Below are 26,165 nucleotides of genomic sequence, written 5' to 3'. Positions count from 1 at the left end.
CGCGCACATGTCATTCGGTCACCACGCGTTCCCTCAGGTGTCACACACAACGGGGGAGATTCCGCGCCGAGTGGTGTGCGTCACACCGGAATCGGAGATCCTGGAACCCTGACGGACGGACCATCGGCGCGGCACGGGGGAAGTGCGAGAACAGTGGAACGCGCGAAGGAACGGTCCGCGGACGACCCCGCGGACCGGACGCCGGCACCCGGCACCCCACGAACCGACCCGACCGACCGGCCCGGAGAACAGCGGACCGACGAGCCGCTCGGCACCTCGGAGATCGCCCTGGAACTGCTGGTGCACGGCGTCGGTGGCAGCACGCCCGAGAAGATGCTCGGCGATCCGCGCACCGTGCGGATCACCGGCGACGACACGGCCGCCGTCTTCCGGCGTGCCGGAGACGTCGACGCCGAGTCCCGGCCCGGCGACCACCGCGACCGCCCGGTGCCCGAGGCGTACGTCTGGTGCAACCTCACCTCCGGCAACGCCTCCCGCGCCCTGTGGCTGCTGCTCCTGCCGTTCATGGTGGTCAACCTCGCCCACTGGATGCGCCCGGCCGCCCGGGACCGGCCGCGCACCGTCCGCTTCTACGGCCTGCTCGTCCGGCTCGCCGGACTCACCCTGACGGTGCTGCTGGTCGCCGCCGCCTGCGAGGTCGCCCTGGACCTGACCGCCTGGCAGTGCGCGGGCACCGCCGCCTGCGCCCGCCGCCACTCCTGGCTCGGTTTCCTCTCGCCCACCGGCTCCACCGGAGGCTGGTGGAGCGCCCCCGGCCGCCGCCTCGCCCTGGCCGCCCTGGTACCCACCACACTGACCGGCCTGCTCTGGTACCTCTCCCACCGCACCTGGAGCGCCTACGAGTCCACCCGGCCCCTGGCACACGACGCCGAACCCGGTCACACCTCCCTGGGCAGCCCCGGCTTCTGGTACGGGCGCCGGCTGGTGGCCCGGCTGCGCGCCGCCCACACCACGGCAGGCCTGCTCACCGTCACGGCCGCGGTGCTCGCCCCCGCGGCCGCCTTCGACCACCGCCCCGGCGGACCCGCCCTGCTCGACGCGGCCGGACGGCTCCTGTTCGGCGCCCTGGCCGCCCTCGCGGTCGCCGCGGTGTGGGTGGTCTGCCGCCGGGGCCGCAGCGAGAACCTCCTCGACCAGGAGCTCGACCGGCATCTGGTCCGACGCCTGCCGCTCGGCGCGCTCACCCTGCTGACCGTCGCCTGCCTGTACGCCGGCTGGTCCCGGCCGGGCTGGCGCTCGGTGGGACGGCTCGCCGGGGACCAGGCGTTCGGCGGCCTGGTCCTGGCCCAGGGACTGCTGGTGATCGCCCTCGGGGCCGTCGCACACGACCTGCACCGCCGGCTCCCCGACCCGCGTGCCGCGATGCGCGGCTTCGGCGGTCCCGCCGTCGCCCTGCTCGCCTGCGCGCTGGGCGGAGTGATCTCGGGCGGGGTCGCCCAACGGGTCGCCGACTGGCTGGACGGCACCGCGGCCTCGATCGCCGGCCCGCCGGTACTGCTGACCTGGCAGGCCTCGGCGATCCCGCCCGTCCTCGTGGTGCTGTTCGCCACCGCAGGCCGGCTCTCCTGGCGCACCTCACGGCTCGGCCGCGCCGAACGCGCCGCCGTCGGCGCCGAACACGTCGGCGAACCGGAGGACACGGCGCGCACCCGCCGTATCGCCGGGACCCGCGCCATGGCCGCCCTCACCGACCGGGCGCCGCTCGTCGTGACCGTGCTGTGCGCCGCCACGCTGGTACTGGGGGCCGGGGCGCTGGTGGGCGCGCTCGCCACCGGCAGGACTCCGGACACGGCGGCCGACCGGACCTACGCGCTCGTGCACGGCACGGCCCAGGCGTCCCAGGCACTCGGGTCCTGGCTGGTCGGGCTCGGCTTCATACTGTTCGTCACCTGGGGCAGGCGCGCCTACAAGGACGCCTCCGCCCGGCGCACCATCGGCATCCTGTGGGACGTCGGCACCTTCTGGCCGCGTGCCGCCCACCCCTTCGCCCCGCCCTGCTACGCCGAGCGCGCGGTCCCCGACCTGACCTGGCGCATGGACACCTGGACCCGCCGCACCGGCGGCCGGCTGGTCATCTCCGGCCACTCACAGGGCAGCGTCCTCGCCGCCGCGGCGGTCTGGCAGCTGACCCCGTCGGTTCGCGGACGGGTCGCGCTGCTCACCTACGGCTCCCCGCTGGAACGGCTGTACGGCCGCTGGTTCCCGGCCCACTTCGGCCCGGCCGAGCTTCGCTCCCTGCACCGCGAGGTGGCCTGCTGGCGCAACCTCTACCGGCTCACCGACCCCATCGGCGGGCCCGTCCGGATCGCCGACGGCGACGGCCCGGCGGTCGACCACACCCCTCTGAAGGACCCGCTGGCCTACGGGCGAACTCCGGGACACCCGCTGCCCGCTCCGATCCTGGGCCACTCCGACTACCAGGCGGACCCGGCCTTCGCCAGGGAACGGGAACGGCTGCTGGCCCGGCTGCGTCCGGAGCTGCCCGGGCCGCGGCCACGACCGGCGGACTGATCAGGCGGGTTCCGGAAGATCCTCCGCGTACAGCAGCGTGAGATCGTCGGTGCTCGGGTCGGCGAGCTGGGCGACCCGGCTCGCGTGCCGCTCGACCATCGCCTCGAACGTCTGCCGGGCGGTACGGCCGTTGCCGAACGCGGGGCCCTTGGGAAGCACCGCGAAGTACGTCCGCAGCGCCTCGGACGCGCCCGGCGCGAGCCGGTACTCGTGCTCGTCGGCCTGCTGTTCCACGATGCGCAGCAGTTCGTCCGGGCCGTAGTCGCTGAACGTGATGGTCCGGGAGAACCGGGACGCCACACCGGGGTTGACCGAGAGGAAGCGCTCCATCTCCTCCGTGTACCCCGCGACGATCACCACCACGGCGTCACGGTGGTCCTCCATCAGCTTCACCAGCGTGTCGATGGCCTCCTTGCCGAAGTCGCGGCCGGCGTCCTCCGGCGACAGCGCGTACGCCTCGTCGATGAACAGCACACCGCCGTGCGCCCGTTGGAACGCCTCCTGGGTGCGGATCGCCGTGGAGCCGATGTGCTCGCCGACCAGGTCGACCCGGGACACCTCGACCAGGTGGCCCTTCTCCAGCACCCCGAGAGAGGCGAGGATCTCGCCGTACAGCCGGGCCACCGTCGTCTTGCCGGTACCGGGGGAGCCCGTGAAGACCAGATGCCGCTTGACCGACGCGGCCTTGAGACCGGCCTGCTGCCGGCGCCGGCCGACCTCGATCATGTCGGTCAGCGCGCGGACCTCGCGCTTGACGCTGTCCAGGCCCACCAGCGCGTCGAGTTCGCCGAGCACGGCCTGGGAGGTGCGGGCCGGCTCCTGGGGCGCGGCGGGAGTCAGCAGCGGTTCCTGTTCGGCGGTGCGCTGGCCGGGGATGGCGCCCAGCAGGCCGGGGGTCTGGTGCGCGGTCTGCACGACCGGCTCGTGTATGGCGGTCGGGCGGAGGCTGCCGCTCTCGTCACTGGTGCAGTCCTCCACCACCGGGCCCGTTCCGGATCCGTCCGGACCGGCGTCGGCGAACTCGTAGCCGCCGCGCGCGCACCGCTCCGTACGGCACTTGCGCAGCGTCGTACGGCAGCCGTCGATCACGTGGAACCCGTAACCGCCGCTGCCGGTGACCCGGCAGTTCTGGAAGGTGCCGCGGCCGCCCGCCGACACGTAGAAGCCGGCCTCGGCGGGGGAGTCCACCGTGCAGCGTTCCAGCGTGGGGTCGGCGCCCTTGGTGACGATCACGCCGGTCTGGGTGCCGTCCACCGTGCAGTTGTTGAGGGTGCCGCCGCTGCCGTGGTCGCGGAACCAGGCGCCGGTGGCCGCGTCCCGGATCCGGCAGTCGTCCAGCTGCGCGGTCGCCCCGTCGCTCACCGACACCGCCGTGTTGCGGACCTGGGAGAGGTCGCTGTCGACGACGTCCGCGCGGGAGCCGCGGTCCAGCACGAACAGCGCGTCCGGCACGTCGTGCACCCGGCAGGAGTCCAGGACCGCGGTGGCGCCGTCGCTCACCCACACCGCCGGGTAGTCGCCCGTGCTGTCGAAGATCTCGCACTGGTTGGCGTCCACGCGGGTGCCCGGGTCCCACACCGACAGCCCGTTGCGCCCGAACTTGCGGACGGTGGTCCGGGTCAGCGTCAGCACCGAGCGCGAGCGCAGGTCGACCGCGTTCTCCGGGATGTCGTGGATACGGCAGTCGGCGAGGGTGAGCACCGCGTCGGTGTCCAGCGTGACCCCGTCGGAGGTGGTGCGGTGCACATCGCAGTCGGTGAGGTGCGCCGTGGCGCGCGCGGTGACCTGCACGCCGGAGCCGCGCACCTCGTAGATCTCACACCCGACCGCCTCCAGCGCGGAGTTCTCACCGGTCGCGGTCACCCCCGTGCCCGAGGCGTGGTGGATACGGCAGCGCTCCAGCCGCGGGTGGCCGCCGCCGCGCACCGCCACCCCCGCCTGACCGGCGGCCACGACCTCGCACTCCTCGAACACGCCACCGCCGCCGTCGAGCACGGCGATGCCGATGCCGGCCGGGTTGTCCACGGTGCACCGCCGCACGGTCGGCCGCGCCCCGCCGCGCACCTCGATGCCGGCGGCGGAGCGGGTGACGATCCGCATGTCCAGCAGCTCGGGGGTGCCCTCCTCGACCAGCAGCGCGGGGGCGGCCGAGTCCTGGCCCTCGACGTGCAGGTCCTGTACGACAGCGGAGGCCCGCACGGTCAGCGGCACCCCGTCGGCGGGTGCGATGCGCACCGAACCGGGCGAGCCCTCCGGGCCGCGCAGCGTCACCGCGCGCTGGACGACGAGGTTCTCCCGGTAGGTGCCGGGCGCGACCGTCAGGACGTCGCCGTCCGCGGCGGCCTCCAGGGCGGCGGCGAGCGACGCGTACTCACCCGTGCGGCGCCGCCACCTCGATGTGCCGGTGTGCGTCACCTGGACCGTGCCCTGTGCCATGGTGTTGCTGAGCCCCCACTCGTCGTACAGATCGCTTGCTCGCCTTCGGGACGGCTCCCCGGCAGGGTGCGCCGTCCCGTGCGGTCCGCTCGCGCGCGGGTCGATGCCGAATGCGCTTCGGCCGGTCCACCGTAGCGTGCGCCGAGGTGGTGCACCGACCAGAGAGGGAAAGGCCCTCAGCTGCCGGTGCCGGCCTTGCCCCAGTCCGGTCCCGCGCGGTCCCAGGCCTGGTCCCAACGTGCGTATCTGCGACGGACCATACGCCAGACGATCATCCGTCTGGCACTCTCCACCAGACCCGCGGCGAGCAGGGTCGCGCCGAACCCGGCCAGCACGGCATGGGTGGTCGCGGTGGTGGAGTCCAGCGGGCGGGCCGCCGGCAGGCCGTGCCGGTCCGTCCAGATACCGAAGTGATCGCCCTTGTGAGGGGATTCGACGGTCGTCAGAGCGGTGCCGTGCCGCCGGGTGCCGTCGGGGGCCGTCCAGTCGGCGATGACGCGGCTGCGGGTGTCGTGCGCGTCGGTGGCGTCGGGGTCGGGCTCGACGAGGGAGCCGCCCAGCCTCCGTACGACGGTGGCCGTGACCAGGTGCCGGTCGTGGTGCTGCTGCCGGACGGCCCGCTGCAGGGTGTGCTGGGCCGCGACGCCGACGAGTGAGCCGAGCACGGGCGCGGCCACCACGATCAACAGCAGTGTCACCAGGGCCACCCACGCCTCGACCAGGTCGGTCGTCCGCCGCAGCGGATTGCGCCGCCAACGCCACAGGCCGCGGATCGCTCGCACCGTCACACCACCCCCCTTCCGCTCCGTGACAGCCCCCGCCCGAGCAGTTCCCCCGCGAGCCCGCCCGAAGAGAGAGCGAAATCGTCCCGGCACGGTTCCCGGGAACTTCTCACGATCCTCAACGACCGGGCCGCGGCCTCGGGTTCCCACAGGGCGGAGATCAGTCGAGCCGAAGTCGCCGACGGTCCCCGGGACGTGGTCGGGGGACGCGCTGACGCCGAGGGACGCCTTGACGCCGAGGGGCGCCCTGACGCCGAGGGGCGCCCTGACGGGGAGCGCCCGTGCCAGGGGGAGTGACGCGCGCCGGGCCGGGCCGGGCCGAGACAGACCTGGTCGGTGACGGACGGTGAGCGGTCGGCGGTGGAAGGCGGTGGCGGACGGCCGGCGTTGGACGACCGGTGGTGAGCGGCGCGGTCACGGGGGTGCGCGGTGGGCGTCAGAGGGTTGGCCGGTGAGGTGGGAGCCCGGTGGCCGGGTGGACCGCCCTGACGACAGCGTGTGAGGTGTGGCCGACAGGGCGCGTGGGGCCTGCGCGGTGGTTCGTGGGGAGGGCCGGAGGCGCGGCGCACGAGCCCGGCGGTGCGTGTGGGACGTGGGTGGGTGCGTTCCCGAGGGTGGGGGCGCGATCCGGCGGGTGGGCGCGCGTGATCCGGGGGGGCCGCCTGCCCTGCTTCTCCCCTGTCACCTTCTTCGTACGGGCTGCCGCGTGCCCGGGGCGTCCGCGGACGGCGGGACCCACCACCCCGCCGGCCCGGCCGGGCGCGGGCGCACCGGTTCCGCCGCCGGAGGGCGGCTCGGCGGTGGCTGACGCGAGGCACGGGTGCGCGCGCTGGGTGACGACCTTTCCCCCGTCGTCGATCCGGACCCGGCGTCGGTCACCGGCCGGCCTCCAGGGCCGTGTGACGGCCTGCCGGGGCGAGTGGCCCCGGAGCGCCATGACCGGGTGTGCGCGCGTCGACCGCGGACCGGCGTCCCCGTGACGTCGTGGTGCCGTGCGGCACCGACATCAGGGGCTGCCGGTCAGTAGCCGCGGTACTGCTGCTGTTGCTGGTTGTTGTACGGGTCCTGGTACGGAGCCGTCGGCGCGGGGCGCGGAGCGGCGGGGCGCATCGCCTCGTAGCCGGTGCCGCCCATCATGGGGCGCGGCGGCTGCGGCTGCTGCTGGCCGGGGTAGCCGCGCGGTGCGGTCGCCTGCTGCGGGATGTACGCCGTGGGCGCCTGCTGCATCGGAACGGGCTGCTGCATCTGCGGGTAGCCGTAACCGGCGGCCGGCTGGGAGGGGCCCGCGGGGAGGGCGGGCAGTGCCGACGGGAGCGCGGGCAGGTTCAGACCGCTGGGCGCGTCGTAGGCGGGGGGTACCCGGATCGGGGCGATCTGCGGGGTGCCCCGCTCGGCGACGAGGGAGTCGTAGATCGGGGTGTCCGGGAAGGAGGCGGAGTAGTAGCCGCCGCCATAGGTGGAGCGGGGGGAGGTCATGGCACATAAGTTAAGCCCACGATGTGCTGGTTGGGGAGACCGATAAGAGGGTTGTTTTCCGTGTCGGCAGGGATGCCGGATCCCCAATCCGAGCGAACTCGGCAAAAAAGGACGGCAATCACCGTACTGATCGTGTAAAGGCCGAGTTCCGAGCCGGTTACCGGCAGTTGGACAGGGATCTTCCTGCGCCGCTGATGGGCCTTCCCGGCCGCCGGGAATAGGTTGTGCGGGTAGGGATGAGCTGGGGCCGCCGGGAGCACCCGGCCTGCCGACATGCGATGGGGGCGGACATGACAATGTCGAAAGGATCCAATACGCCGGTGCCGACCACGGCACTGCGTGTCGAATTGGGCTGGCGCTCCGGTTCCGGTGCCCCCGACGCGGACGCCTCGGCGTTGCTGCTGGTCGCCGGTAAAGTGCGCTCCGACGGTGACTTCGTCTTCTACAACCAGCCCGAGCACGCCTCCGGCGCGGTCCGCCACGAGGGCAAACGGCACTCCGGTGGCCAGGTCACCGACACCCTTTCCGTCGACCTCGCGCGCGTGGAGGCCCCGGTCGAGAAGATCGTCCTCGCGGCCTCGGCCGACGGCGGGACGTTCGGTCAAATCGCCGGCCTCTACGTCGAGGTCCGGAACACGGCGGACGGGACAGTGGTCGCCCGGTTCGACAGCACCGGAGCCACCGTGGAAACCGCTTTCGTGCTCGGTGAGTTGTACCGGCGCCAGGGCGCCTGGAAATTCCGCGCCGTGGGGCAGGGCTACAGCACCGGACTCGAAGGGCTCGCCACCGATTTCGGGATCACGGTCGACGAACCCCAGCACCCGGCCGCCCCGCCCGCTCCGTCCGCCCCGCCCGTCCCTCGGACCGCCCCAGCCCACCCGCCCACGGTGACCACACCCGTGGCGCCCGTCCCGCCCGCGCCGCCCGGCGGCCACTCCCTGCCCCGGCATCCGGCGCCGGCCGCCTACGGCCCGCCCGTACCGCCGGTCCCGCCGGTCCCGCCGTCGCCCCCTTCCCCGCCGACCGCACCCGTGCGCCTGACCAAGGTCACGCTCACCAAGGCCGCGCCCTCCGTCTCCCTGGCCAAACAGGGCGCCACCTCGGGTTCACTGCGCGTCAACCTCAACTGGCAGGTGCGCAAACAGTCCCCGGGCGGCTGGGGCGGCCGACGGGGCGGATCCGACCTCGATCTCGACCTGTGCGCGCTGTACGAGCTCGCCGACGGCCGCAAGGGCGTCGTCCAGGCGCTCGGCAACGCCTTCGGATCACTCGGCAGACCGCCGTACATCCATCTCGACGGCGACGACCGCACCGGTGCCGTGGCGAGCGGGGAGAACCTCACCGTCAACCTCGACCACACCAAGGACTTCCGGCGCATCCTCGTCTTCGTGACGATCTACCAGGGCGCCAGCTCCTTCGCCGACCTGCACGCCACGGTCACCCTCCAGCCCCAGCACGGCGCCCCGATCGACTTCTCCCTGGACGAGTGCACGGTCCCCTCGACCGTGTGCGCACTCGCCCTGCTCACGAACAACGGCGGTGAACTGATCGTGCAGCGCGAGGCGCGCTACCTGGTCCCCGACCGCGGGGTGAGCCCGCAGCGGACCGCCGACCGCGCCTACGGCTGGGGCATGAACTGGACACCCGGCCGCAAGTAGCCCCCCGGGAGCAGGTCAGCCCTCGTCGGCCACCGTGCCGGGCCGTGCGTAGGTACGGCCCTTCCAGGCCGCCCCGCGCCCGCGGTAGTGCTGGACGGCCGAGTCGACCGTCATCAGGAGGTAGAGGAACGCGGTGAACGGCAGCAGGGGAGCGAGCCACGCCGGCTGACGGTAGTAGCGGAGCATCGGCAGGTACGTCGCGGCCATCACCAGCCAGGCCGCCGCACCGGCCAGTACCGCCGCCGCGCTCCCGGTGACCGCTCCGGTCAGCACCGCCGCCGGGGGCACCAGGTACACCAGCGCGAGACCCGCGACCGTACCGAGCAGCAGCAGCGGGCTGTGCCGCAGCTGCGCGTAGGCGCTCCGGGAGACCATCCGCCACAGGTCGTGCAGGCGGGGGTAGGGCCGCACGCTGTCCACCCGGTCCGCCAGCCCCAGCCAGATGTGCCCTCCGGACCCCTTCACCGCCCGCGCGAGCGCCACGTCGTCGATCACCGCCTGCCGGATCGAGTCCGGGACGCGTGCCCGCTCCGCGGCGTCCGCGCGCAGCAGCACGCAGCCGCCCGCCGCCGCGGCCGTGCGCGACCCCCTCCTGCCGATCCGGCGGAACGGGTACAGCTGGGCGAAGAAGTAGACGAACGCCGGGACCACGAGCCGCTCCCACAGGCTCTCCACCCGCAGCCTGGCCATCTGCGAGACCATGTCGAAGCCCCCGGTGCGGGCCGCCGCCACCAGCAGCCGCAGGCTGTCCGGCTCATGCGCGATGTCGGCGTCGGTCAGCAGCAGGTACTCGGGGCCACGCGCGCGTGCCAGCGCGATGCCGTGCCGCACCGCCCACAGCTTGCCCGTCCAGCCGGCCGGCGGCTCACCGGGCGAGGCCACGGTCAGCGGCAGGCCGCCGTGGCGCCCGGCCAGCTCCCGCGCCAGCCGGCCGGTGCCGTCCGTACTGCCGTCGTCGACCAGGAACACCTCCGCCCGCCCCGGATAGTCCTGCGCCAGCAGGGACGGCAGACTCAGGGGCAGGACGGCCGCCTCGTCCCGGGCGGGCACGACCACGCACACGTCGGGCCACCGCCCGGGATCCCCCTGGGGTGGCAGCCGGACGTCGGTACGCCAGAAGAAACCCTGGCAGAGCAGCAGCCACAGCCAGGCGGCGAGGGATACGGCGGCGGTCCACACGATGGCGCTCACCCGCGCAGTCTGCCCCACGGGACCTGCCACCAACGGCCCATCGTCTATCGTGGCCGGGTGAAGATCGCGCTCATCGACTCCGGCATCGGCCTGCTGGCGGCCACCGCAGCGGTACGGCGGCTGCGCCCCGACGCGGATCTCGTCCTCTCCTTCGACCCCGAGGGCATGCCATGGGGGCCGCGCACCCCCGAGGGCGTCACCGAGCGCGCCATGGCCGTCGCCGAAGCCGCCGCCGCCCGCCGTCCCGACGCCCTGATCGTCGGCTGCAACACGGCGACCGTGCACTCCCTGCCCGCACTGCGTGCCCGCCTGGAACCCGGCATCCCCGTCATCGGCACGGTCCCGGCGATCAAGCCGGCCGCGGCCGGCGGCGGCCGCGTCGCGATCTGGGCGACCCCCGCGACCACCAGCAGTGCCTACCAACGGGGTCTCATCGAGTCCTTCGCGGACGGCGTACCGGTCACCGAGGTGCCCTGCTGGGGTCTCGCCGAGGCCGTCGAGCACGCCGACCGGGGCGCCGTCGCCGCCGCGGTGAAGGCCGCGGCCGAGCTGACACCCGACGATGTCACGGCCGTGGTCCTCGGCTGCACCCACTACGAACTCCTGGCGGAACGTATCCGCGCCGCCGTGCAGCCCCCCGGCGCCGCGCCCGTCACCCTGCACGGCTCCGCCGGCGCGGTCGCCGCCCAGGCGCTGCGCCGGATCGGTGCGCGGCCCGCCCCCGAGGCACCGGCCACCGGAACTGTGACGGTGCTCCTCAACGGCCGCGAGGGCGAGCTCCCGGAGACCGCGCTCGGGTACGCCGAGGCCCGCCTGCTGCGGACGGCCAGCCCCGCCGCGTCCCAGTGAACCCTCCGGGTCCGCCGACACCGCCGATGTGAGCAGTCACCCTCCGCTACGTAGTACCCGCGCAGCGAATCCTGAGTAGTCTCATAGGCATGAGGGACCACCCCCACGACCGCTTCCCGGACGAGGACGCCCCGCACCCCGACGTCTGGACGGGGCGTGCCACCAACCGGGTCCAGTGGCTGATGGCGCTGGTCGGCGCGGCCTGCATGGCGCTCGGCGTCGAACTCGCCGTGGACTCGGCCTGGACCTCGGGGATCACGGCGCTGGCCATGTCGGTGGTGGGCTGCATCGCCGCCGGACTGCTGGTGCTCTTCGGCACTCTCGCCTTCGTGCACGTCGACCTGAAGCTCGACAAGGAGTGCCTGGAAGTCCGGTGCGGCCACATAGGGGTACCGCGCCGCCGTATTCCGCTCTCCCATGTGGTCGGCGCCGACTTCACCCCGCAGATCACCCCGCGTCACTGGGGCGGCTGGGGATACCGCTGGCGGCCCGAGAAGGGTACGGCCGTCGTCGTCCGCCGCGGTGAGGGCATCGTGCTGAGCCTGTGGGACGGCCACACCTTCACGATCACCGTGGACAACGCCGAATCGGCGGTCCGGGTCATCCGGGAACGGCTGCGGACGATCACGCCGGGCACCGCGCACTGAGGCAACCGGCGCGAGCGTATGACTCGGGCCACGTGTGGCGGGCGAGCTGTGGCTGGACCACGTGTGGGCGGGCCACATGGGCCTGGGCCACATGTGCGCAGACCACGCAGACCACGCGGACCACGCAGACCACACGCGCCTGGGCCACCGTGTGGGCGTGCCATATGGGTGCGGGCCAAACGTGGGTCGGCGCGCGCCCCGGGCCGGCGTCAACTCCGGGGGAGCCCCGCCGCCCACGGCCGGGACGTCGCCACGCCCGCCAGCAGGCCCGCGCCCGCTGACACCGTCGTGAAACTCAGGGCATTGCCGACCACGACGACCGCGGCCAGTGCCGTCAGGGCCGCGCCCGCGGTCAGCACGACCGGGGTGGAACGCGCCGACCGCCACAGGGCGTAGAGGATCCAGCAGAACGCGGCGACCAGCAGAAGAACACCGACCAGTCCCTGCTCCGCGGCCTGCTGGAGCAGGGCGGAGTGCGGCCTTCCGTCGGGCGGCGCGGCCCCCGACGTGGCGCCGCTCACCTCGCCGAACCGCCCGGGGCCGAGGCCCAGGACACTGTTGGTACGGGCCAGGTGCAGCGCGTCCCGCCACAACTGGACGCGGCGTTCGGTGAGCGGGCCGGTCAGGGCGGTGGTGAGGCCGGCCGGCAGGGCGTTCGCGGCGAGTGCCCAGACCGTGCCGGTCACCAGCGCCGTCGCCAGGGCGAGCCCCACGAGTCCCGCGTCCCGACGGCGCATCCGGCCGGCGGCCAGGGAGCACAGGAGAACGGCGGCGCCGGCGGCGCACCCGGCGGCCGAACCCATGGCCGCTCCGGTGACCACGATTCCGGCGGCCACCGTCCACAACCCGGCCCGCAGTGCCGGAACCGGCGTCGCCCAGGCGGCACAGCACACACCGCCTGCCGCCAGGACCAGGAGCGCGGCGACGGCGCCGGCGTGGCCCAGCGGCGAGGTGAACCGGGAGCCCGTGGCCACCGCGGGCATCGTCACCGCGAGCACCAGCCCGGCCAGCCCCGCGAGACAGGGCGCGGCCACCGGCCACAGCGATCCCGACATGCGCCCCGCGGCATAGCCCGCGGCCACGGCCAGCACCGCCAGCAGGACGCCCTCGGGCCGTCCGTCGCGCCCGGCCCCGGAGAGCAGCGGCCACACGGCGCACGCCCCCAGCACCACGACGCCCACCGCGTCAGAAACGTTTCGTCTGTCGTTGTCCGCATCCGTTCCGGCAGCGGACGTCACCCCGGTCGACCCCACCGTCGCCCCCCGTACCCGGTCCCCCGACCTGTCGGCGGGCCCCGCCGCCCGCCTCGGCTCACCGTAACCGGTGATGCCCACTTTGTGGACGACTTGAGCGGGAACGGTGTGATTCCTGTACGGCGAGACCGCGCTGTCGACCCCGGGGCCGCCGCCGTACACTCCCCAGGTGACCGCCACCGCAACTTCCGCCGACCCGTCGGACCAGCTCACACCCCCCGCGCCCGGTTCGCGTGGGACACGCCTGCTGCTCCGTCTGGCCCCGGCCGCCGCCGCTGCCCTCAGCGGGGTGCTGCTGTACGTCAGCTTCCCGCCGCGCACCCTGTGGTGGCTGGCGCTGCCCGCCTTCGCCGGCTTCGGGTGGGTGCTGCGCGGCCGTACCTGGAAGGCGGCCTTCGGCCTCGGCTATCTCTTCGGGCTCGGCTTCCTGCTGCCTCTGCTGGTGTGGACCGGCGTGGAGGTCGGCCCCGGGCCGTGGCTCGCGCTGGTCGCGATCGAGGCGATCTTCGTCGCCCTGGTGGGGGTGGGCGTGGCGGCAGTGTCCAGGCTGCCTGCCTGGCCGGTGTGGGCGGCCGCCGTGTGGATCGCCGGTGAGGCGGCACGCGCGCGCGTGCCGTTCAGCGGCTTCCCCTGGGGCAAGATCGCGTTCGGCCAGGCGGACGGCGTCTTCCTGCCGCTCGCCGCGGTGGGCGGCACCCCCGTGCTGGGCTTCGCGGTCGTCCTGTGCGGATTCGGTCTGTACGAGGTGGTGCGCCTGAGCGTGGAGGGACGCCGGACGCGGGAGATCCGGCGCGGCGCGGCGGCAGCGGCGCTGCTGAGCGTGGCCGTACCCGTGGTCGGCGCGGTCGTCGCCCGGACGCTGGTGAGCGACCGGGCGGAGAACGGCTCCGTCACGGTCGCCGTCATCCAGGGCAACGTGCCGCGTGCCGGCCTCGACTTCGCGTCCCAGCGGCAGGCCGTCCTCGACTACCACGTCAAGGAGACGCTCAAGCTGGCCGCCGACGTGAAGGCCGGCAAGGCCGCCAAGCCGGACTTCGTGCTGTGGCCGGAGAACTCCTCCGACGTGGACCCGTTCGCCGACGCCGACGCGGCCGCGGTGATCGACCGGGCCGCCACGGCGATGGGCGTGCCGATCTCGGTCGGCGGGGTGGTCGAACGCGGCGGGAAGCTCCTGAACGAGCAGATCCTGTGGGACCCGGTCAAGGGACCGACGGCGACCTACGACAAGCGGCAGATCCAGCCCTTCGGCGAGTACCTCCCGCTGCGCGGTCTGGTCGGCGCCATCAACAAGGACTGGACCAGCATGGTCCGGCAGGACTTCAGCCGGGGGACCAGGCCCGGGGTGTTCGACATCGACGGCACCCGGGTCGGGCTCGCCACCTGCTACGAGGCCGCCTTCGACTGGGACGTGCGGGACACCGTCACGCACGGCGCCGAGATGATCTCCGTGCCGAGCAACAACGCCACGTTCGACCGCAGCGAGATGACCTACCAGCAACTGGCCATGTCCCGGATCCGCGCGGTCGAGCACAGCCGGACCGTCACCGTGCCGGTGACCAGCGGCGTCAGCGCGGTCATCCTGCCGGACGGGAGGATCACCCAGAAGACCGGCATGTTCGTGCCCGCCTACCTGGTCCAGAAGGTGCCGCTGCGCACCTCCGAGACCCCCGCCACGAAGCTCGGGATCCTGCCCGAGATCGCGTTGGTGCTGGTCGCCGCGGGTGGGCTCGGCTGGGCCGTCGGCGCCGGGCTGCGCTCGCGGCGCGCCGGTGACGCGTAGCCGTACACCCGCTGTACGCCCCGTGGTCTCGGCCGGTCCGGGGGAACGGGGCGGTTAGGGTCGGCGCATGGCCACTCCTGACTTCATCCACACGATCCGGGCCTCCGCCGGCCACCAGCTGCTGTGGCTGCCCGGGATCACCGCCATCGTCTTCGACGACGAGGGCAGAGTGCTCCTGGGCCGTCGTACCGACACCCGCAAGTGGTCGGTCATCGGCGGTATCCCGGACCCGGGGGAGCAGCCCGCGGCCTGCGCCGTGCGGGAGGTCTTCGAGGAGACGGCGGTGCGCTGTGTCGCCGAGCGGGTCGTCCTCGTCCAGGCGCTGAACCCCGTCACCTATCCGAACGGCGACATCTGCCAGTACATGGACATCACCTTCCGCTGCCGGGCCGTCGGCGGCGAGGCCCGTGTCAACGACGACGAGTCGCTCGAGGTGGCCTGGTTCGACGTGGACGCGCTGCCGGAGCTGAACGAGTTCGGTGTGTTCCGCATCAAGCAGGCCATGTCGGATGCACCCACATGGTTCGACGCTATGGCTTTCAGCTGAAGTATGTGCGCTGACCATATGTGGTCCCGGGTGAAGGCCGCCTAGGGTCGGATCATGAGCTCGTCCAGCGCCCTTCCCACTCCCCACGCGTCCGACCTCGACCTGAGGGGCCGCACCGCACTCGTCACCGGTGCGGCCGGCGGCATCGGCCGCGCCTGCGCGCTGCGTCTCGCGGCGGCCGGGGCCGAGGTGAGAGCCGTGGACCGGGACGCGGCCGGACTGGCCGAGCTGACCGAGGCGGCCGAACGCCTCGCCGGCCCGGCGGTCGGTGCCGTCGAGCCGTACGTGCTCGACCTCACCGACCTGGACGCGGCCGAACGCGCCGCCGCCGGCACCGACATTCTCGTCAACAACGCCGGCATCCAACGGGTCTGCCCCATCGAGGAGTTCCCGCCCGACGTCTTCCACACGGTGCTGACGGTGATGCTGGAAGCCCCGTTCCGGCTCATCCGGGGTGCCCTGCCGCACATGTACGAACAGGGCTGGGGGCGGATCGTGAACGTCTCCTCCGTCCACGGGCTGCGCGCCTCCGCCTTCAAGTCCGCCTATGTGGCGGCCAAACACGGTCTGGAAGGGCTCTCCAAGACGGCCGCCCTCGAGGGCGCACCACATGGCGTGACCTCCAACTGTGTGAACCCCGGCTATGTGCGCACCCCACTCGTCGAGAAGCAGCTCACCGACCAGGCCCGGGCACACGGCATTCCCGAGGACCGCGTGCTGTCCGAGGTGCTCCTGACGGACACCGCCGTGAAACGACTCCTCGAACCCGAGGAGGTCGCCGAGGCCGTGGCCTACCTCTGCGGCCCTCAGGCGTCCTTCGTCACGGGCACCTCGCTGGTGCTCGACGGCGGCTGGACCGCCCACTGACGAGCCGGACGGCCACCGGTCCCGAGTTTTCCACAGGCCCGACGGGCCGCGGCAGCGATGCGAAATCCTGTGAGCATGTCCCGCGATCACGTGCAGTCCGCCCGGCGGCCGACCCCGGCGGAAGCCCTCGGCGCCCCCACCGGGGTGCCCTCCGATGCCGAGACGTTCTCCGGCGCCGAGCCGTTCTCGGCCGCCGAGACGGCGTATCTCGAGCTGCTGGCCAGAGACGCCTCGGCGGAGGCCTACGAGCAGCCGCTGCTGGTGGCCCGTGCCGCGGGGCGGCCGCCCGAGCTGATCGCCGCACTGGAGCGGGCCAGACTCCTCGCACTGCGGGTGCGCACCGAACTGGAGGGCAGGCGACGGCGTGAGGCCGAGCTGTCCGCGCTCTTCGAGACCGCGCACGACCTGGCCGGCCTGCGGGACGTGGACGCGGTGCTGCAGGCGATCGTCCAGCGCGCGCGTTCCCTGCTCGGCACCGACGTCGCCTACCTGAGCCTCAACGACCCTGCGCGCGGCGACACCTACATGCGGGTCACCGAGGGTTCCGTCGCCGCCCGCTTCCAGCAGCTGCGGCTCGGCATGGGGGAGGGGCTCGGCGGACTCGTCGCACAGACCGCACGCCCCTACGTCACCGACGACTACTTCAAGGACGATCGTTTCCAGCACACCCTCACCATCGACGCCGGGGTGCGTGACGAGGGACTGGTCGCCATCCTCGGGGTGCCGCTGATGCTGGGGCCGCACGTCATCGGCGTGCTGTTCGCCGCGGACCGGCGGGCGCGGGTCTTCGAACGGGAGCAGATCGCCCTGCTCGGCTCCTTCGCCGCGCTGGCCGCCGCCGCGATCGACGGGGCGAACCTGCTCACGGAGACCCGTTCGGCCATGGCCGGCCTGGAGCGGGCCAACGAGATCATCAAGGACCGCAGCGCCGTCATCGAACGCGCCTCGGACGTCCACGACCGGCTCGCCGAACTCGTGCTGCGCGGCGGCGGGGTCCACGACGTGGCCGCGGCCGTCTCCCAGGTCCTCGGCGGCACCGTCGAGTTCACCGACACCGCGGACGCCCGCTCGCTGGCGACCTCACGCACGCAGGGGCGCGCGGTCCGGCACGGAGCCGACTGGATCGCCGCGGTCGTCGCCGGCGGTGAGCTGCTCGGGGCCCTGGTGCTGCGCGGCCACCCCGGCCTCGACCCCGTCGACCAGCGCACCCTGGACCGCGCCGCCATGGTCACCTCCCTGCTCCTGCTGGCCCGCCGGTCCGCGGCCGAGGCCGAACAGCGGGTGCGCGGCGAGCTGTTGGACGACCTCCTCGACGCGCGCGACCGCGAGCCCCGCCAACTCCGCGACCGTGCCGCGCGACTGCGCGCGGACCTCGACGCGACCCATGTGGTGCTCGCCGCACGGCTGGACGGTCCGGCGGCCGACGCGGAGGAAGAGGCGGCCGCCCGCCGCAGGCTCTGGTCGGCCGCGTCCCACCTGGCCACCACCCGGCACGGCCTGGCCGCTGCGCGCGACGGCGGCACCGTCCTGCTGCTCCCCCTGGAATCCGAAGACACCGCCACCGATCTGGCCCGGCGCACCGCCCGCCACCTCGGCGGCGCCGTCCACCAACCGGTGACGGTCGGCGCCTCCGGACCCGTCACCGGCCTCGCCGCCCGGCCCGACGCCGTGGCCGCCGGCTACGCCGAGGGCCGCCGCTGCCTCGACGCGCTCGCCGTGCTCGGCCGGGTCGGGGACGGCGCCGCGGCCGAGGACTTCGGTTTCCTCGGCCTCCTCCTGACCGGCGAACGGGACGTCCCGGGCTTCGTCGAGCGCACCATCGGCCCGGTCGTCGCGTACGACGCGCGGCGCGGCACCGAACTGCTGCGCACGCTGGACGCCTACTTCGCCTGCGGGATGAGCCCGGCCCGCACCAAGGACGACCTGCACGTCCACGTGAACACGGTGGCCCAGCGACTGGAGCGGGTGGGCCGCCTCCTCGGCGAGGACTGGCAGCTCCCCGCACGCGCGCTGGAGATCCAACTGGCCCTGCGGCTCAACCGGTTGGGTGCGCCGGTGGAGCGCCGCTGAGCCCCCGGGGGACCGGCGGCGCCCGCTCACCCGGTGTGCGCGTCGGCCCTGCTGCCCGCCGTCACGTGCTCGGCGCCGTCGTCGGCCAGATCCCGCCGCCGGGTCTCCCTCGCCACCGCCACAGAGACCAGGGTGAGCAGGGCGGCCGCGATCACGTACAGGGCGATCGGGGTCGAGCTGCCGTAGTCGGACAGCAGCGCGGTGGCGATCAGCGGGGCCGGTGCCCCGGCGGCGACGGAGGCGAACTGGGCGCCGACGGAGGCGCCGGAGTAGCGCATCCGGGTCGCGAACATCTCGGCGAAGAAGGCGGCCTGGGGCGCGTACATCGCGCCGTGCAGCACCAGACCGACGGTCACCGCCAGCACCAGGCAGCCGAACCGGCCGGTGTCCACCAGCGCGAAGAAGGGGAACATCCACAGCCCGATCCCGGCGGCGCCCAGCAGGTAGACGGGCCGTCGCCCGACCCGGTCGGACAGCGCGCCCCACGCCGGGATCACGGCGAAGTGCACGGCGGACCCGATGAGCACGGCGTTCAGGGCGGTCTGCGAGGAGACGCCGGTGGTCGTGGTGGCGTACACGAGGATGAAGGCGGTGATGACGTAGTAGCTGATGTTCTCCGCCATCCGCGCGCCCATCGCCACCAGTACCTCCCGCCAGTGGTGCCGCAACACCGACACGAGCGGCGGCCGCTCGGACGCACCGGCGGCTCGCCGGGCCTCGGCCCGCGCCAACGCCTCCCGGAACACCGGCGACTCGTCCACGGACAGGCGGACCCACAGACCGACGAGGACCAGGACCCCGGAGAGCAGGAACGGGATCCGCCAGCCCCAGCTCACGAAGGCGTCGTCGGAGAGCCGGGCGGTGAGCAGTGACAGCACGCCGGTCGCCAGCAGCTGTCCGGCCGGCGCCCCGGTCTGCGGCCACGACGCCCAGAACCCGCGCCGGCGGGCGTCCCCGTGTTCGGACACCAGGAGTACGGCGCCGCCCCACTCACCGCCGAGCGCGAACCCCTGCACGAGCCGCAGAAGGGTCAGCAGCACGGGCGCCGCGCCGCCCACCGTGGCGTGTGTCGGCAGCAGCCCGATGGCGAAGGTCGCCCCACCCATCAGCAGCAGACTCAGCACCAGCAGCCGTTTGCGTCCCAGGCGGTCCCCGTAGTGCCCGAACACCAGGGCCCCGAGCGGCCGGGCCGCGAACCCGACGGCGTAGGTGAGGAACGACAGCAGCGTGCCGACGAGCGGGTCCGAGTCGGGAAAGAACAGCTTGTTGAAGACGAGAGCGGCCGCGGAGCCGTACAGGAAGAAGTCGTACCACTCGATGGTGGTGCCGATGAGGCCGGCGGCGACGATGCGGGGGAGTTTGGCGGGAGGTGGGGGAGTGGTGGTTCCGGATGCCATGTGCGCCACTTCCTCGTGTGCGGTGGGGACGGGTACGTGTCGGCACACGGTAGGAAGACGCAGGTCAGTGGCACATGTGGTGGGGCAACATAGTTTGAGGGTTAGCTATGCGCGCGGCCACCATGCCGGCTCACGGAAGGGCGGTTCAGAGGCTCGAAGATGGTGCCGGGTGGGTCGTTGAGGAAGTCGACGGCCAGGGGCACTACGCCTTGCTCCACCCGGTCGTGCCGGAATACGAGTCCAGCAGGTCCACCACGAAGACCAGGGTCGAGCCCGCCGGGATCAACGGCGAAGGCGACTGGTTGCCGTAGCCGAGACGCGGGGGAACGATGATCTCGCGCCGACCGCCGACCCTCATCCCCCTCAGCCCCCGGTCCCAGCCCTTGATGACCCTGCCACTGCCCAGGGCGAACTTGAACGGCTCACCGCGGTCCCAGGAGGCATCGAACTCCTTCCCCGACGCGAAGGTCACTCCGACATAGTGGACCCTGACCACCATGCCGGGCTTCACCTCGGCCCCGTCCCCGACGACCAGGTCCCGGACGGTCAGCTCGGCAGGAGCGTCACCCTCCGGAACGACGACCTCGGGCTTCGTCAGTTCACTCATCGCAGCCTCATCACTATCAGCCGGAACCTTCGTACGGACCAGCCGGACACCTGGACACGCCGTGCGGCAGATGGTCACGCTACCGAGAACACCCGTCCCCCGGCTTCCGCGTGCCACGCGCCGTGCCGCGTTGGTCCACGGACACCAAATCGGCGGGCAACGTGGTGCCCGGCGCCCAGTGGCCGTGCCCGGGCTCCCTCCTAGCGTCGTTCGCACCGGCACCGACACCGGCACCGGCACCGGCACCGGCACCGACACAGGCACCGGCACCGGCACCGGCACCGGCGGACCCGAGTCCCGGCCCTCGTCTCGTGGGGGGCGCGCGCGACCGGACCGAGGAGGGAGACGTCATGACCGACACGCCGCTGCTGCAGGGCCTGCACGTCGTGGACGCGGCGAGCTACATCGCCGGGCCCGCCGCGGCCACCGTCCTCGGCGACTTCGGTGCCGACGTCGTCAAGGTGGAACCGCCGGGCACGGGCGACCCCTACCGATCGCTCAGCCGCATGCCGCCGAACCCGCGCGTGGAGGGCGTCAACTACCCCTGGCAGCTGGACAACCGCAACAAGCGCAGCATCGCTCTCGACCTGACGTCACCCGCCGCCCGGGCCGTCCTCGAACGGATGGTGACCTGGGCGGACGTGCTCGTGACCGACTTCCCGCCCGGCACCCGTGCCGGACTGCGACTGGACTACGACGATCTGGCCCCGCTCAACGACCGCCTGGTCTACGCCGATGTCACCGGCTTCGGGGAGAAGGGCCCGGACGCCGACCTGCCCGGGTTCGACGTGACCGCGTTCTGGGCCCGCAGCGGACTCATGGACGTGACACGCCGACGCGGCGCGGCGCCCGCGGTCAACGCGTTCGGATCGGGCGACCATCCGACCGCGATCAGCCTGTTCGCCGGGATCATGACCGCGCTGTACCGGCGGGAGCGGACCGGCCGGGGCGCCCGGGTGACCGCGTCACTGGTCGCCGAGGGCGCCTGGGCCGCGGGCGTGTGGCTGCAGGCCGCGCTGGTCGGCGGGAGGGCGCCCCGCCCGGCCGACCGGACCGACCCGCCGAACGCGCTCGCCCACTGCTACCGCACCGCGGACGACCGCTGGCTGCTGCTGTCCTTCGCCGACGAGGACCGGCAGGTGCCCCTGTTCCTCCGGGCCGTCGGCCGCCCCGAGGCCTTCCGGAACCCGCACAACGCCGACCCGTACAACGCCGACCCGCGCAGCCGCCGCGCGCACGCCGCCGAGATCGTCGGCGTCCTGGACCGGACGTTCGCGGCCCGCCCGCTGGCCGAGTGGCGACAGGTGCTGGACGCCGTGGGAGTCACCTACGGAGTCGCCCAGACGATCGAGGAGTTCGCCCGTGACCCCCAGCTCGTCGCCAACGGGATCCTCGTGCCGATCGAGGACGGCAGCGCGGAACCGCACCTGACGGTCGACAGCCCCGTACGGGTCGACCAGGAGCCGAAGGTCGCGCCGCGGCCCGCGCCGGACCTGGGCGAACACACCGACTCCGTGCTCCACGACCTCGGCTTCGACACCGCCGGGATCGAGAAGCTGCGCAGGGCGCGGGTGCTCGGCTGACACGGCCACGGTCCGCAGATGCCCGCCGAACCCGTCACCGCGCGCCCGGACGCAGGAGCGTCGAGCCGAGGTACCGGACGGCGCGCAGCGCGATCTCCAGATCGGTGTGCTCCTCCTGGACCGGGTGGCCGATGATCTCCTCCGCCTTTCGAATGCGGTACTGCACCGTGTTCTTGTGCAGGATCTGCGCGGCGGCGGTCGCGGTGTAACTGCATCCGCTGTCCAGGAAGATGCTCGCGGTCTCCCGGAGCCGCGCGCTGTTCTCGTCGTCGACGGCCAGCGGGCCGAGGATTCCCCACACCCAGGCCCGGATGTCGTCGATGTTCGCCGCCATCAGGGCGATGGGGGCCACCGTGGAGAATTCGGTGAACCGGGGGACCGGGTCGGCGACCGCCGCCAGTTCCTGAGCACGCAATGCCTGCCGGTGCGTGGCGCGGAATCCCTCGACTCCGTATCCCACGCTTCCGGCGCACAGCAGCAGCGAGGGATCGCCGCCCTCCACCGTGTCCGCCACCTCGTCCCAGGGGACCCGGCTGCGCGAGCCCAGGGGCAGCCAGGCCCAGGCCGCGCCGGCGTCGCGGGGGACGAAGAGCGGCCCGGTGGCGCAGCCGAGCCGCCGGGCGACAGCGTCGGCGACCCGTTGGAGCCGGGCCAGGCCCGAACCGCCGTCCGTCGGCACGGGCAGCCATGCCACCAGTCCGAGATGGTGCTGCCGGAGCCGGTAGCCCAGGGACGCCTCCACCGGGCCGGGCTCGACGTCACCCGTGGCGAGGACGGAGCGCACCCGGGCGGCGCGCGCCGCGGTCTGGCCGAGCAGCCAGTTGTCGCGTTCGTGCTGGTAGACCGCGATGACCTGCTCGGTGATCCGGTCGGTGTAGCCGAAGCTCACGTGCAGCATCCGGCGGTTCGCCGAGACCGCCAGGTCCTCCGGGGCCCGCTGCCGGTTCAGCTCGTCCAGACACCACTGCAGGAAACGCCAGTGCCCGATCCGGTAGGCCCTGATCAACGCACTGAGGGGAATTCCGCGCTGCGCCAGCCTCCGGGCGTATTCGAGAGCCGCCGCGGGCCCCTCGACCTTTTCCAGCGGGATGTCGTTCTCGAAGACGTGGAGCAGCGTGTCCACGTTTTCCGTGATGCTCGCCTGCATGAGCGTGACGAGGGTGGAATCCCCTCTGAGCTCCGGAATCTCGAGAAGAACACACTGCCCGATGTCCAGGCCGACCTCCGGGAGATGTGACCCCAGGTGAGCCGCGACCACGGACAGTTGTCTCACAGCCTCTGGATGCTCCGGGGCCATGACTCGAATTTACCCGCGGAATGGTACAGCGGCACCAATTCCAATCCCGGGGTCGTGTCGCGGGCCCAGTGATTTCCGCGCGCCGCGGGCCTACCGTCCGATGGCATGAACCTCGCACAGCTCGTGGCCGACGGTGCCCGGACCCGACCGGATCGCCCCGCGCTCCGCCTCGGCGACACCGTCGTCTCCTACCGCACGCTCGACGCGCGCAGCGCGCAGACGGCGGGCATGCTGCGCGAACGCGGTCTGCGGCCCGGTGACCGGGTCGCGCTGATGCTGCCCAACGTGCCGGAGTTCGCCCTGGTGTACTACGGCGTACTGCGCGCCGGTGGCATCGTCGTCCCGATGAACCCGCTGCTGAAGTCCCGCGAGATCGTCTACCACCTCGGCGACTCGGGTGCCCGCCTGCTGTTCGCCTGGCACGACTTCGCCGACGAGGCACGGGCCGGCGCCCACGAGGCCGACGTGGACGCGGTCGTCGTCGCCCCCGGCGTTTTCGAGGAACGGATCGACTCCGCCGCGCCGTTGGCCGAGCCGGCCGAGCGTCGTGACGACGACACCGCGGTCATCCTCTACACCTCGGGGACGACCGGGCGGCCGAAGGGCGCCGAGCTGACCCACGCCAACCTGGACCGCAACTGCCGTATCGCGGCCGCCGAGCTGATCCGCCTCACCGAAGACGACGTGATCTTCGGCGGGCTGCCGCTGTTCCACGCCTTCGGACAGACCTGCACCCTCAACTCCGCCGTGGTGGCGGGCGCTTGCCTCACCCTGTTGCCGCGCTTCGACGCGGCGCAGGCCCTGGAGATCGTGCAGCGGCACGGGGTGACCGTCTTCGCCGGGGTTCCGACGGTGTACGGCAGGCTCGTCCGGGAGCCCGGCCGGGAGGCCTACGACGTCTCCCGGCTGCGGGTGTGCGTCGCCGGCGGGGCAGCGCTGCCCGCCCAGGTGCTGGACGACTTCCGGGCCGCGTTCGACTGCGCCGTGCTCGAGGGGTACGGGCTGTCGGAGACCTCGCCGATCGTCGCGGCCAACACCCTGGAGTCGGGTGCCAGGCCGGGTTCGGTCGGCCTCCCGATCAGCGGCGTCCAGGTGCGCGTGGTCAACGCCGACGACGGCCGGGAGGCGCCGCCGGGGCAGCCCGGCGAGATCACCGTGCGCGGGCACAACGTGATGAAGGGGTACTGGCAGCGCCCCGCGGAGACGGCCGCCGCGATCAGGGACGGCTGGTTCCACACCGGCGACCTCGGCCGGCTGGACAAGGACGGGTACCTCTGGCTCGTCGGACGGCAGAAGGACGTGATCATCCGGGGCGGGTACAACGTGTATCCCCGCGAGGTCGAGGGCGTGCTGTACGAGCATCCGGAGGTCGCCGACGCGGCTGTCGTCGGCATCCCCGACCGCGATCTCGGCGAGGAGGTGGGCGCGGCGGTGGTGCTCAGGCCGGGGGCCCGGACCACCGCCGAGGAACTGCGCGCCTTCGTCAAGGGCCGGGTCGCCGCCTACAAGTACCCGCGCCGGGTGTGGTTCGTGGACACCCTGCCCAAGGGGCCGACCGGCAAGATCCTCAAGAGAGAGGTCGCCCTGCCGACCGGCAGCGATGCCGGCGCGAAGTGACGCCGGGTGGGATCCCCCGGGATAGCACGCCGACGCCGATCCGGTCGCTGCGCCGGGACGCCCGGTTGCGGTCGCGGTCCCGGGACGCCCGATCCGGTCGCGGTGACGGGTCGCCCGGTCGCGGTCGCGGTCCCGGCACGCCCGGTCCGGCCGCCGTGCCGCGTGTCCGTCAGCCGTCGATCCAGCCGTGGTTCTTCGCGAACTGGGCCAGGGCCCCGCGGACCCGCACGATCTGGTCGGCGGTGAGCGTCGGCGCCGACGCCAGCAGCGTCTCGGTGACCTCGCGGGTGAACTCGTCCGCGCTGAGCAGATCGCAGAGCGAGTCGTCGTCCGGTCCCAGCGTGCGCACGTCGGCGCCCCGCGCGAGCCGGACGCCGGACGCCTTCGGACCGCGCTCACCGGTCTCGATCTCGAACTCCACGGCCACGCCCGGGCGCACGTAGGACTCCGGCATCTGCATGTCGTTCACATGCAGGAAGACGTCCTCGCCGCCGCCGTCCGGGGCGATGAAGCCGTATCCGCGTGTGCTGTCGAACCGCACCACACGACCACTGACCATGAGGAACCCCCAACCAAAACCCGGGCCACCTGCCCGGACACCTGGGCCCGATGGTAGTCACGTCGGTCCGGGGCGGGCGAGCTCGACGGCCCGCCGCACACCGGTCGGCACCCGGAACTCGGTGCACGGGAGGCGGAGTTGATGTGGAAAGCTGTCGCCTGCCGTCGGTGGGCCAAGGGGAGCCGGGACGGTCGCCGAGAGGAGCGCACGTGACGCAGGACGGTACTCGCCCCGTGGAGATAGACACCAGCAAGCCGCATCCCGCGCGGATATACGACTACCTGCTGGGCGGCAAGGACAACTACGAGGTGGACCGCAAGGCAGGTGACCAGCTCGCCGCCGTCGCGCCCGAGGTGTGGATCTCGGTGCGGGCCAACCGCGGCTTCCTGCAGCGTGCCGTCCGGTACGTCATCGACAGCGGGGTCCACCAGATCCTGGACGTCGGCACCGGGCTGCCCACCTCGCCCAACGTGCACGAGATCGCCCAGGAGACCGGCGCGGACGTGCGGGTCGCCTACGTCGACAACGACCCCATCGTGAAGGCGCACGCCGACGCGCTGCTCAACCGGGCCGGCACCACCAGCATCGTCCTGGCCGACCTGCGGGACCCGAAGTCCGTCGTGGAGCACCCCGAGGTCCGCCGGATCATCGACTTCGACCGGCCCGTCGCCCTGTTCCTCGTCGCCATCCTGCACTTCATCCGCGACGCGGAGGAGCCCGAGCGGATCGTGGCGACCCTGCGCGACGCGCTCCCGGCCGGCAGCATCCTGGTGCTCTCGCACGCCACCGACGACTTCGCCGAACGCAGCGAGGCCCAGGCCGTCTACAACAACGCGACCGCCAGCATGAACCTGCGGTCCCGCGCCCGGATCGAGCAGTTCTTCGACGGCTTCGAGCTGGTCGAACCCGGCCTGGTCCAGGTCCCGTTCTGGCGCCCGGACGCCACCCCGCCCGAGGGCGCCCAGGCGATCGGCTTCTACGGCGGAGTGGCCGTCAAGAAGGGCTGAGCCCCTGCCA

At 73.1% G+C, this 26,165-nt stretch carries 20 protein-coding genes; 11 read left to right on the top strand and 9 right to left on the bottom strand.

Features of this window, described 5'->3' with window-relative positions; all coding sequences use genetic code 11:
* Positions 1-153 precede the first annotated feature (153 nt).
* Positions 154-2,532, top strand: a complete 2,379-nt coding sequence (locus ACFY3I_RS26050; RefSeq protein WP_390863119.1) for a hypothetical protein — start codon at positions 154-156, stop codon at positions 2,530-2,532.
* Here ACFY3I_RS26050 and ACFY3I_RS26045 read toward each other — a convergent pair whose 3' ends face one another.
* The 3 genes from ACFY3I_RS26045 to ACFY3I_RS26035 form a co-directional block, all read right to left on the bottom strand.
* Positions 2,533-4,968 (bottom strand): right-handed parallel beta-helix repeat-containing protein, encoded by a 2,436-nt coding sequence (locus tag ACFY3I_RS26045; protein WP_365287327.1) that lies wholly within the window; start codon positions 4,966-4,968, stop codon positions 2,533-2,535.
* 176 nt (positions 4,969-5,144) lie between these two features.
* A complete protein-coding gene (locus ACFY3I_RS26040; protein ID WP_390863333.1) occupies positions 5,145-5,750 on the bottom strand; it encodes a hypothetical protein in 606 nt (201 codons plus the stop codon).
* 1,020 nt (positions 5,751-6,770) lie between these two features.
* Positions 6,771-7,226, bottom strand: coding sequence for a DUF6643 family protein (locus ACFY3I_RS26035; protein ID WP_390863117.1), 456 nt, complete (start codon positions 7,224-7,226; stop codon positions 6,771-6,773).
* 290 nt (positions 7,227-7,516) lie between these two features.
* Here ACFY3I_RS26035 and ACFY3I_RS26030 point away from each other — a divergent pair, with 290 nt between their 5' ends.
* Positions 7,517-8,884 carry a TerD family protein gene (locus tag ACFY3I_RS26030; RefSeq protein WP_390863115.1) on the top strand — a complete coding sequence of 456 codons (1,368 nt, stop codon included), beginning with the start codon at positions 7,517-7,519 and terminating at the stop codon, positions 8,882-8,884.
* Between the two features lie 15 nt (positions 8,885-8,899).
* Here the strand turns inward: ACFY3I_RS26030 and ACFY3I_RS26025 are convergent, their stop codons facing one another.
* On the bottom strand, positions 8,900-10,075 hold the full coding sequence (locus ACFY3I_RS26025) for a glycosyltransferase (protein ID WP_390863113.1): 1,176 nt from the start codon (positions 10,073-10,075) through the stop codon (positions 8,900-8,902).
* A gap of 57 nt (positions 10,076-10,132) precedes the next feature.
* On the opposite strand from ACFY3I_RS26025, the gene ACFY3I_RS26020 reads away from it, so the two are divergent.
* Positions 10,133-10,924, top strand: a complete 792-nt coding sequence (locus ACFY3I_RS26020) for a glutamate racemase (RefSeq protein ID WP_390863111.1) — start codon at positions 10,133-10,135, stop codon at positions 10,922-10,924.
* Between the two features lie 89 nt (positions 10,925-11,013).
* Positions 11,014-11,571, top strand: coding sequence for a hypothetical protein (locus tag ACFY3I_RS26015; protein ID WP_365287341.1), 558 nt, complete (start codon positions 11,014-11,016; stop codon positions 11,569-11,571).
* 209 nt (positions 11,572-11,780) lie between these two features.
* On the opposite strand, the gene ACFY3I_RS26010 is transcribed toward ACFY3I_RS26015, so the two are convergent.
* A complete protein-coding gene (locus ACFY3I_RS26010; RefSeq protein ID WP_390863109.1) occupies positions 11,781-12,809 on the bottom strand; it encodes an O-antigen ligase family protein in 1,029 nt (342 codons plus the stop codon).
* Between the two features lie 184 nt (positions 12,810-12,993).
* Between ACFY3I_RS26010 and lnt the strand changes: the two genes are divergently transcribed.
* From lnt to ACFY3I_RS25990, 4 genes are all read left to right on the top strand, one after another.
* Positions 12,994-14,604, top strand: coding sequence for an apolipoprotein N-acyltransferase (gene lnt / locus ACFY3I_RS26005; RefSeq protein WP_390863107.1), 1,611 nt, complete (start codon positions 12,994-12,996; stop codon positions 14,602-14,604).
* Positions 14,605-14,671: 67 nt separating this feature from the next.
* Positions 14,672-15,151 (top strand): NUDIX domain-containing protein, encoded by a 480-nt coding sequence (locus ACFY3I_RS26000; RefSeq protein ID WP_390863105.1) that lies wholly within the window; start codon positions 14,672-14,674, stop codon positions 15,149-15,151.
* 54 nt (positions 15,152-15,205) lie between these two features.
* Positions 15,206-16,018, top strand: coding sequence for a 3-hydroxybutyrate dehydrogenase (locus ACFY3I_RS25995; RefSeq protein ID WP_390863103.1), 813 nt, complete (start codon positions 15,206-15,208; stop codon positions 16,016-16,018).
* Positions 16,019-16,093: 75 nt separating this feature from the next.
* Entirely contained in the window at positions 16,094-18,088 is a 1,995-nt protein-coding gene (locus ACFY3I_RS25990; RefSeq protein WP_390863101.1) for a helix-turn-helix domain-containing protein, read from the top strand.
* A gap of 26 nt (positions 18,089-18,114) precedes the next feature.
* On the opposite strand, the gene ACFY3I_RS25985 is transcribed toward ACFY3I_RS25990, so the two are convergent.
* Positions 18,115-19,485, bottom strand: coding sequence for an MFS transporter (locus ACFY3I_RS25985; protein ID WP_390863099.1), 1,371 nt, complete (start codon positions 19,483-19,485; stop codon positions 18,115-18,117).
* Between the two features lie 202 nt (positions 19,486-19,687).
* The gene (locus ACFY3I_RS25980) at positions 19,688-20,092 is read right to left on the bottom strand and encodes an FKBP-type peptidyl-prolyl cis-trans isomerase (RefSeq protein WP_390863097.1); all 405 of its coding nucleotides are present in this window, start codon (positions 20,090-20,092) and stop codon (positions 19,688-19,690) included.
* Between the two features lie 350 nt (positions 20,093-20,442).
* Between ACFY3I_RS25980 and ACFY3I_RS25975 the strand changes: the two genes are divergently transcribed.
* Positions 20,443-21,675, top strand: a complete 1,233-nt coding sequence (locus tag ACFY3I_RS25975) for a CaiB/BaiF CoA transferase family protein (protein ID WP_390863095.1) — start codon at positions 20,443-20,445, stop codon at positions 21,673-21,675.
* A gap of 34 nt (positions 21,676-21,709) precedes the next feature.
* Here ACFY3I_RS25975 and ACFY3I_RS25970 read toward each other — a convergent pair whose 3' ends face one another.
* Positions 21,710-22,822: a PucR family transcriptional regulator gene (locus ACFY3I_RS25970; RefSeq protein WP_390863093.1), complete on the bottom strand. Its 1,113-nt coding sequence runs from the start codon at positions 22,820-22,822 to the stop codon at positions 21,710-21,712.
* 255 nt (positions 22,823-23,077) lie between these two features.
* On the opposite strand from ACFY3I_RS25970, the gene ACFY3I_RS25965 reads away from it, so the two are divergent.
* Complete coding sequence (locus ACFY3I_RS25965; protein ID WP_390863091.1) at positions 23,078-24,589, top strand: long-chain fatty acid--CoA ligase; 1,512 nt, start codon at positions 23,078-23,080, stop codon at positions 24,587-24,589.
* Between the two features lie 169 nt (positions 24,590-24,758).
* Here ACFY3I_RS25965 and ACFY3I_RS25960 read toward each other — a convergent pair whose 3' ends face one another.
* Entirely contained in the window at positions 24,759-25,148 is a 390-nt protein-coding gene (locus tag ACFY3I_RS25960; protein ID WP_365287363.1) for a cold shock domain-containing protein, read from the bottom strand.
* A gap of 209 nt (positions 25,149-25,357) precedes the next feature.
* Between ACFY3I_RS25960 and ACFY3I_RS25955 the strand changes: the two genes are divergently transcribed.
* On the top strand, positions 25,358-26,155 hold the full coding sequence (locus ACFY3I_RS25955) for an SAM-dependent methyltransferase (RefSeq protein ID WP_390863089.1): 798 nt from the start codon (positions 25,358-25,360) through the stop codon (positions 26,153-26,155).
* The last annotated feature ends 10 nt before the right edge of the window (positions 26,156-26,165 follow it).

The organism is Streptomyces sp. NPDC001068 (assembly GCF_042897315.1).
In the GTDB taxonomy this organism is placed as follows: Bacteria; Actinomycetota; Actinomycetes; order Streptomycetales; family Streptomycetaceae; genus Streptomyces.
Note: the sequence above shows the minus strand (reverse complement) of the source record. Positions and strands in the feature narration are given on the sequence as shown.

What these genes read in the sequence shown, in the direction of transcription:
- ACFY3I_RS26045 (WP_365287327.1), bottom strand. Translation starts at nt 4,968, where the DNA reads ATGGCACAGGGCACGGTCCAGGTGACGCACACCGGCACATCGAGGTGG.
- ACFY3I_RS26035 (WP_390863117.1), bottom strand. Translation starts at nt 7,226, where the DNA reads ATGACCTCCCCCCGCTCCACCTATGGCGGCGGCTACTACTCCGCCTCC.
- ACFY3I_RS26030 (WP_390863115.1), top strand. Translation starts at nt 7,517, where the DNA reads ATGACAATGTCGAAAGGATCCAATACGCCGGTGCCGACCACGGCACTG.
- ACFY3I_RS26015 (WP_365287341.1), top strand. Translation starts at nt 11,014, where the DNA reads ATGAGGGACCACCCCCACGACCGCTTCCCGGACGAGGACGCCCCGCAC.
- ACFY3I_RS26000 (WP_390863105.1), top strand. Translation starts at nt 14,672, where the DNA reads ATGGCCACTCCTGACTTCATCCACACGATCCGGGCCTCCGCCGGCCAC.
- ACFY3I_RS25995 (WP_390863103.1), top strand. Translation starts at nt 15,206, where the DNA reads ATGAGCTCGTCCAGCGCCCTTCCCACTCCCCACGCGTCCGACCTCGAC.
- ACFY3I_RS25990 (WP_390863101.1), top strand. Translation starts at nt 16,094, where the DNA reads ATGTCCCGCGATCACGTGCAGTCCGCCCGGCGGCCGACCCCGGCGGAA.
- ACFY3I_RS25985 (WP_390863099.1), bottom strand. Translation starts at nt 19,485, where the DNA reads ATGGCATCCGGAACCACCACTCCCCCACCTCCCGCCAAACTCCCCCGC.
- ACFY3I_RS25980 (WP_390863097.1), bottom strand. Translation starts at nt 20,092, where the DNA reads ATGAGTGAACTGACGAAGCCCGAGGTCGTCGTTCCGGAGGGTGACGCT.
- ACFY3I_RS25975 (WP_390863095.1), top strand. Translation starts at nt 20,443, where the DNA reads ATGACCGACACGCCGCTGCTGCAGGGCCTGCACGTCGTGGACGCGGCG.
- ACFY3I_RS25970 (WP_390863093.1), bottom strand. Translation starts at nt 22,822, where the DNA reads ATGCAGGCGAGCATCACGGAAAACGTGGACACGCTGCTCCACGTCTTC.
- ACFY3I_RS25965 (WP_390863091.1), top strand. Translation starts at nt 23,078, where the DNA reads ATGAACCTCGCACAGCTCGTGGCCGACGGTGCCCGGACCCGACCGGAT.
- ACFY3I_RS25960 (WP_365287363.1), bottom strand. Translation starts at nt 25,148, where the DNA reads ATGGTCAGTGGTCGTGTGGTGCGGTTCGACAGCACACGCGGATACGGC.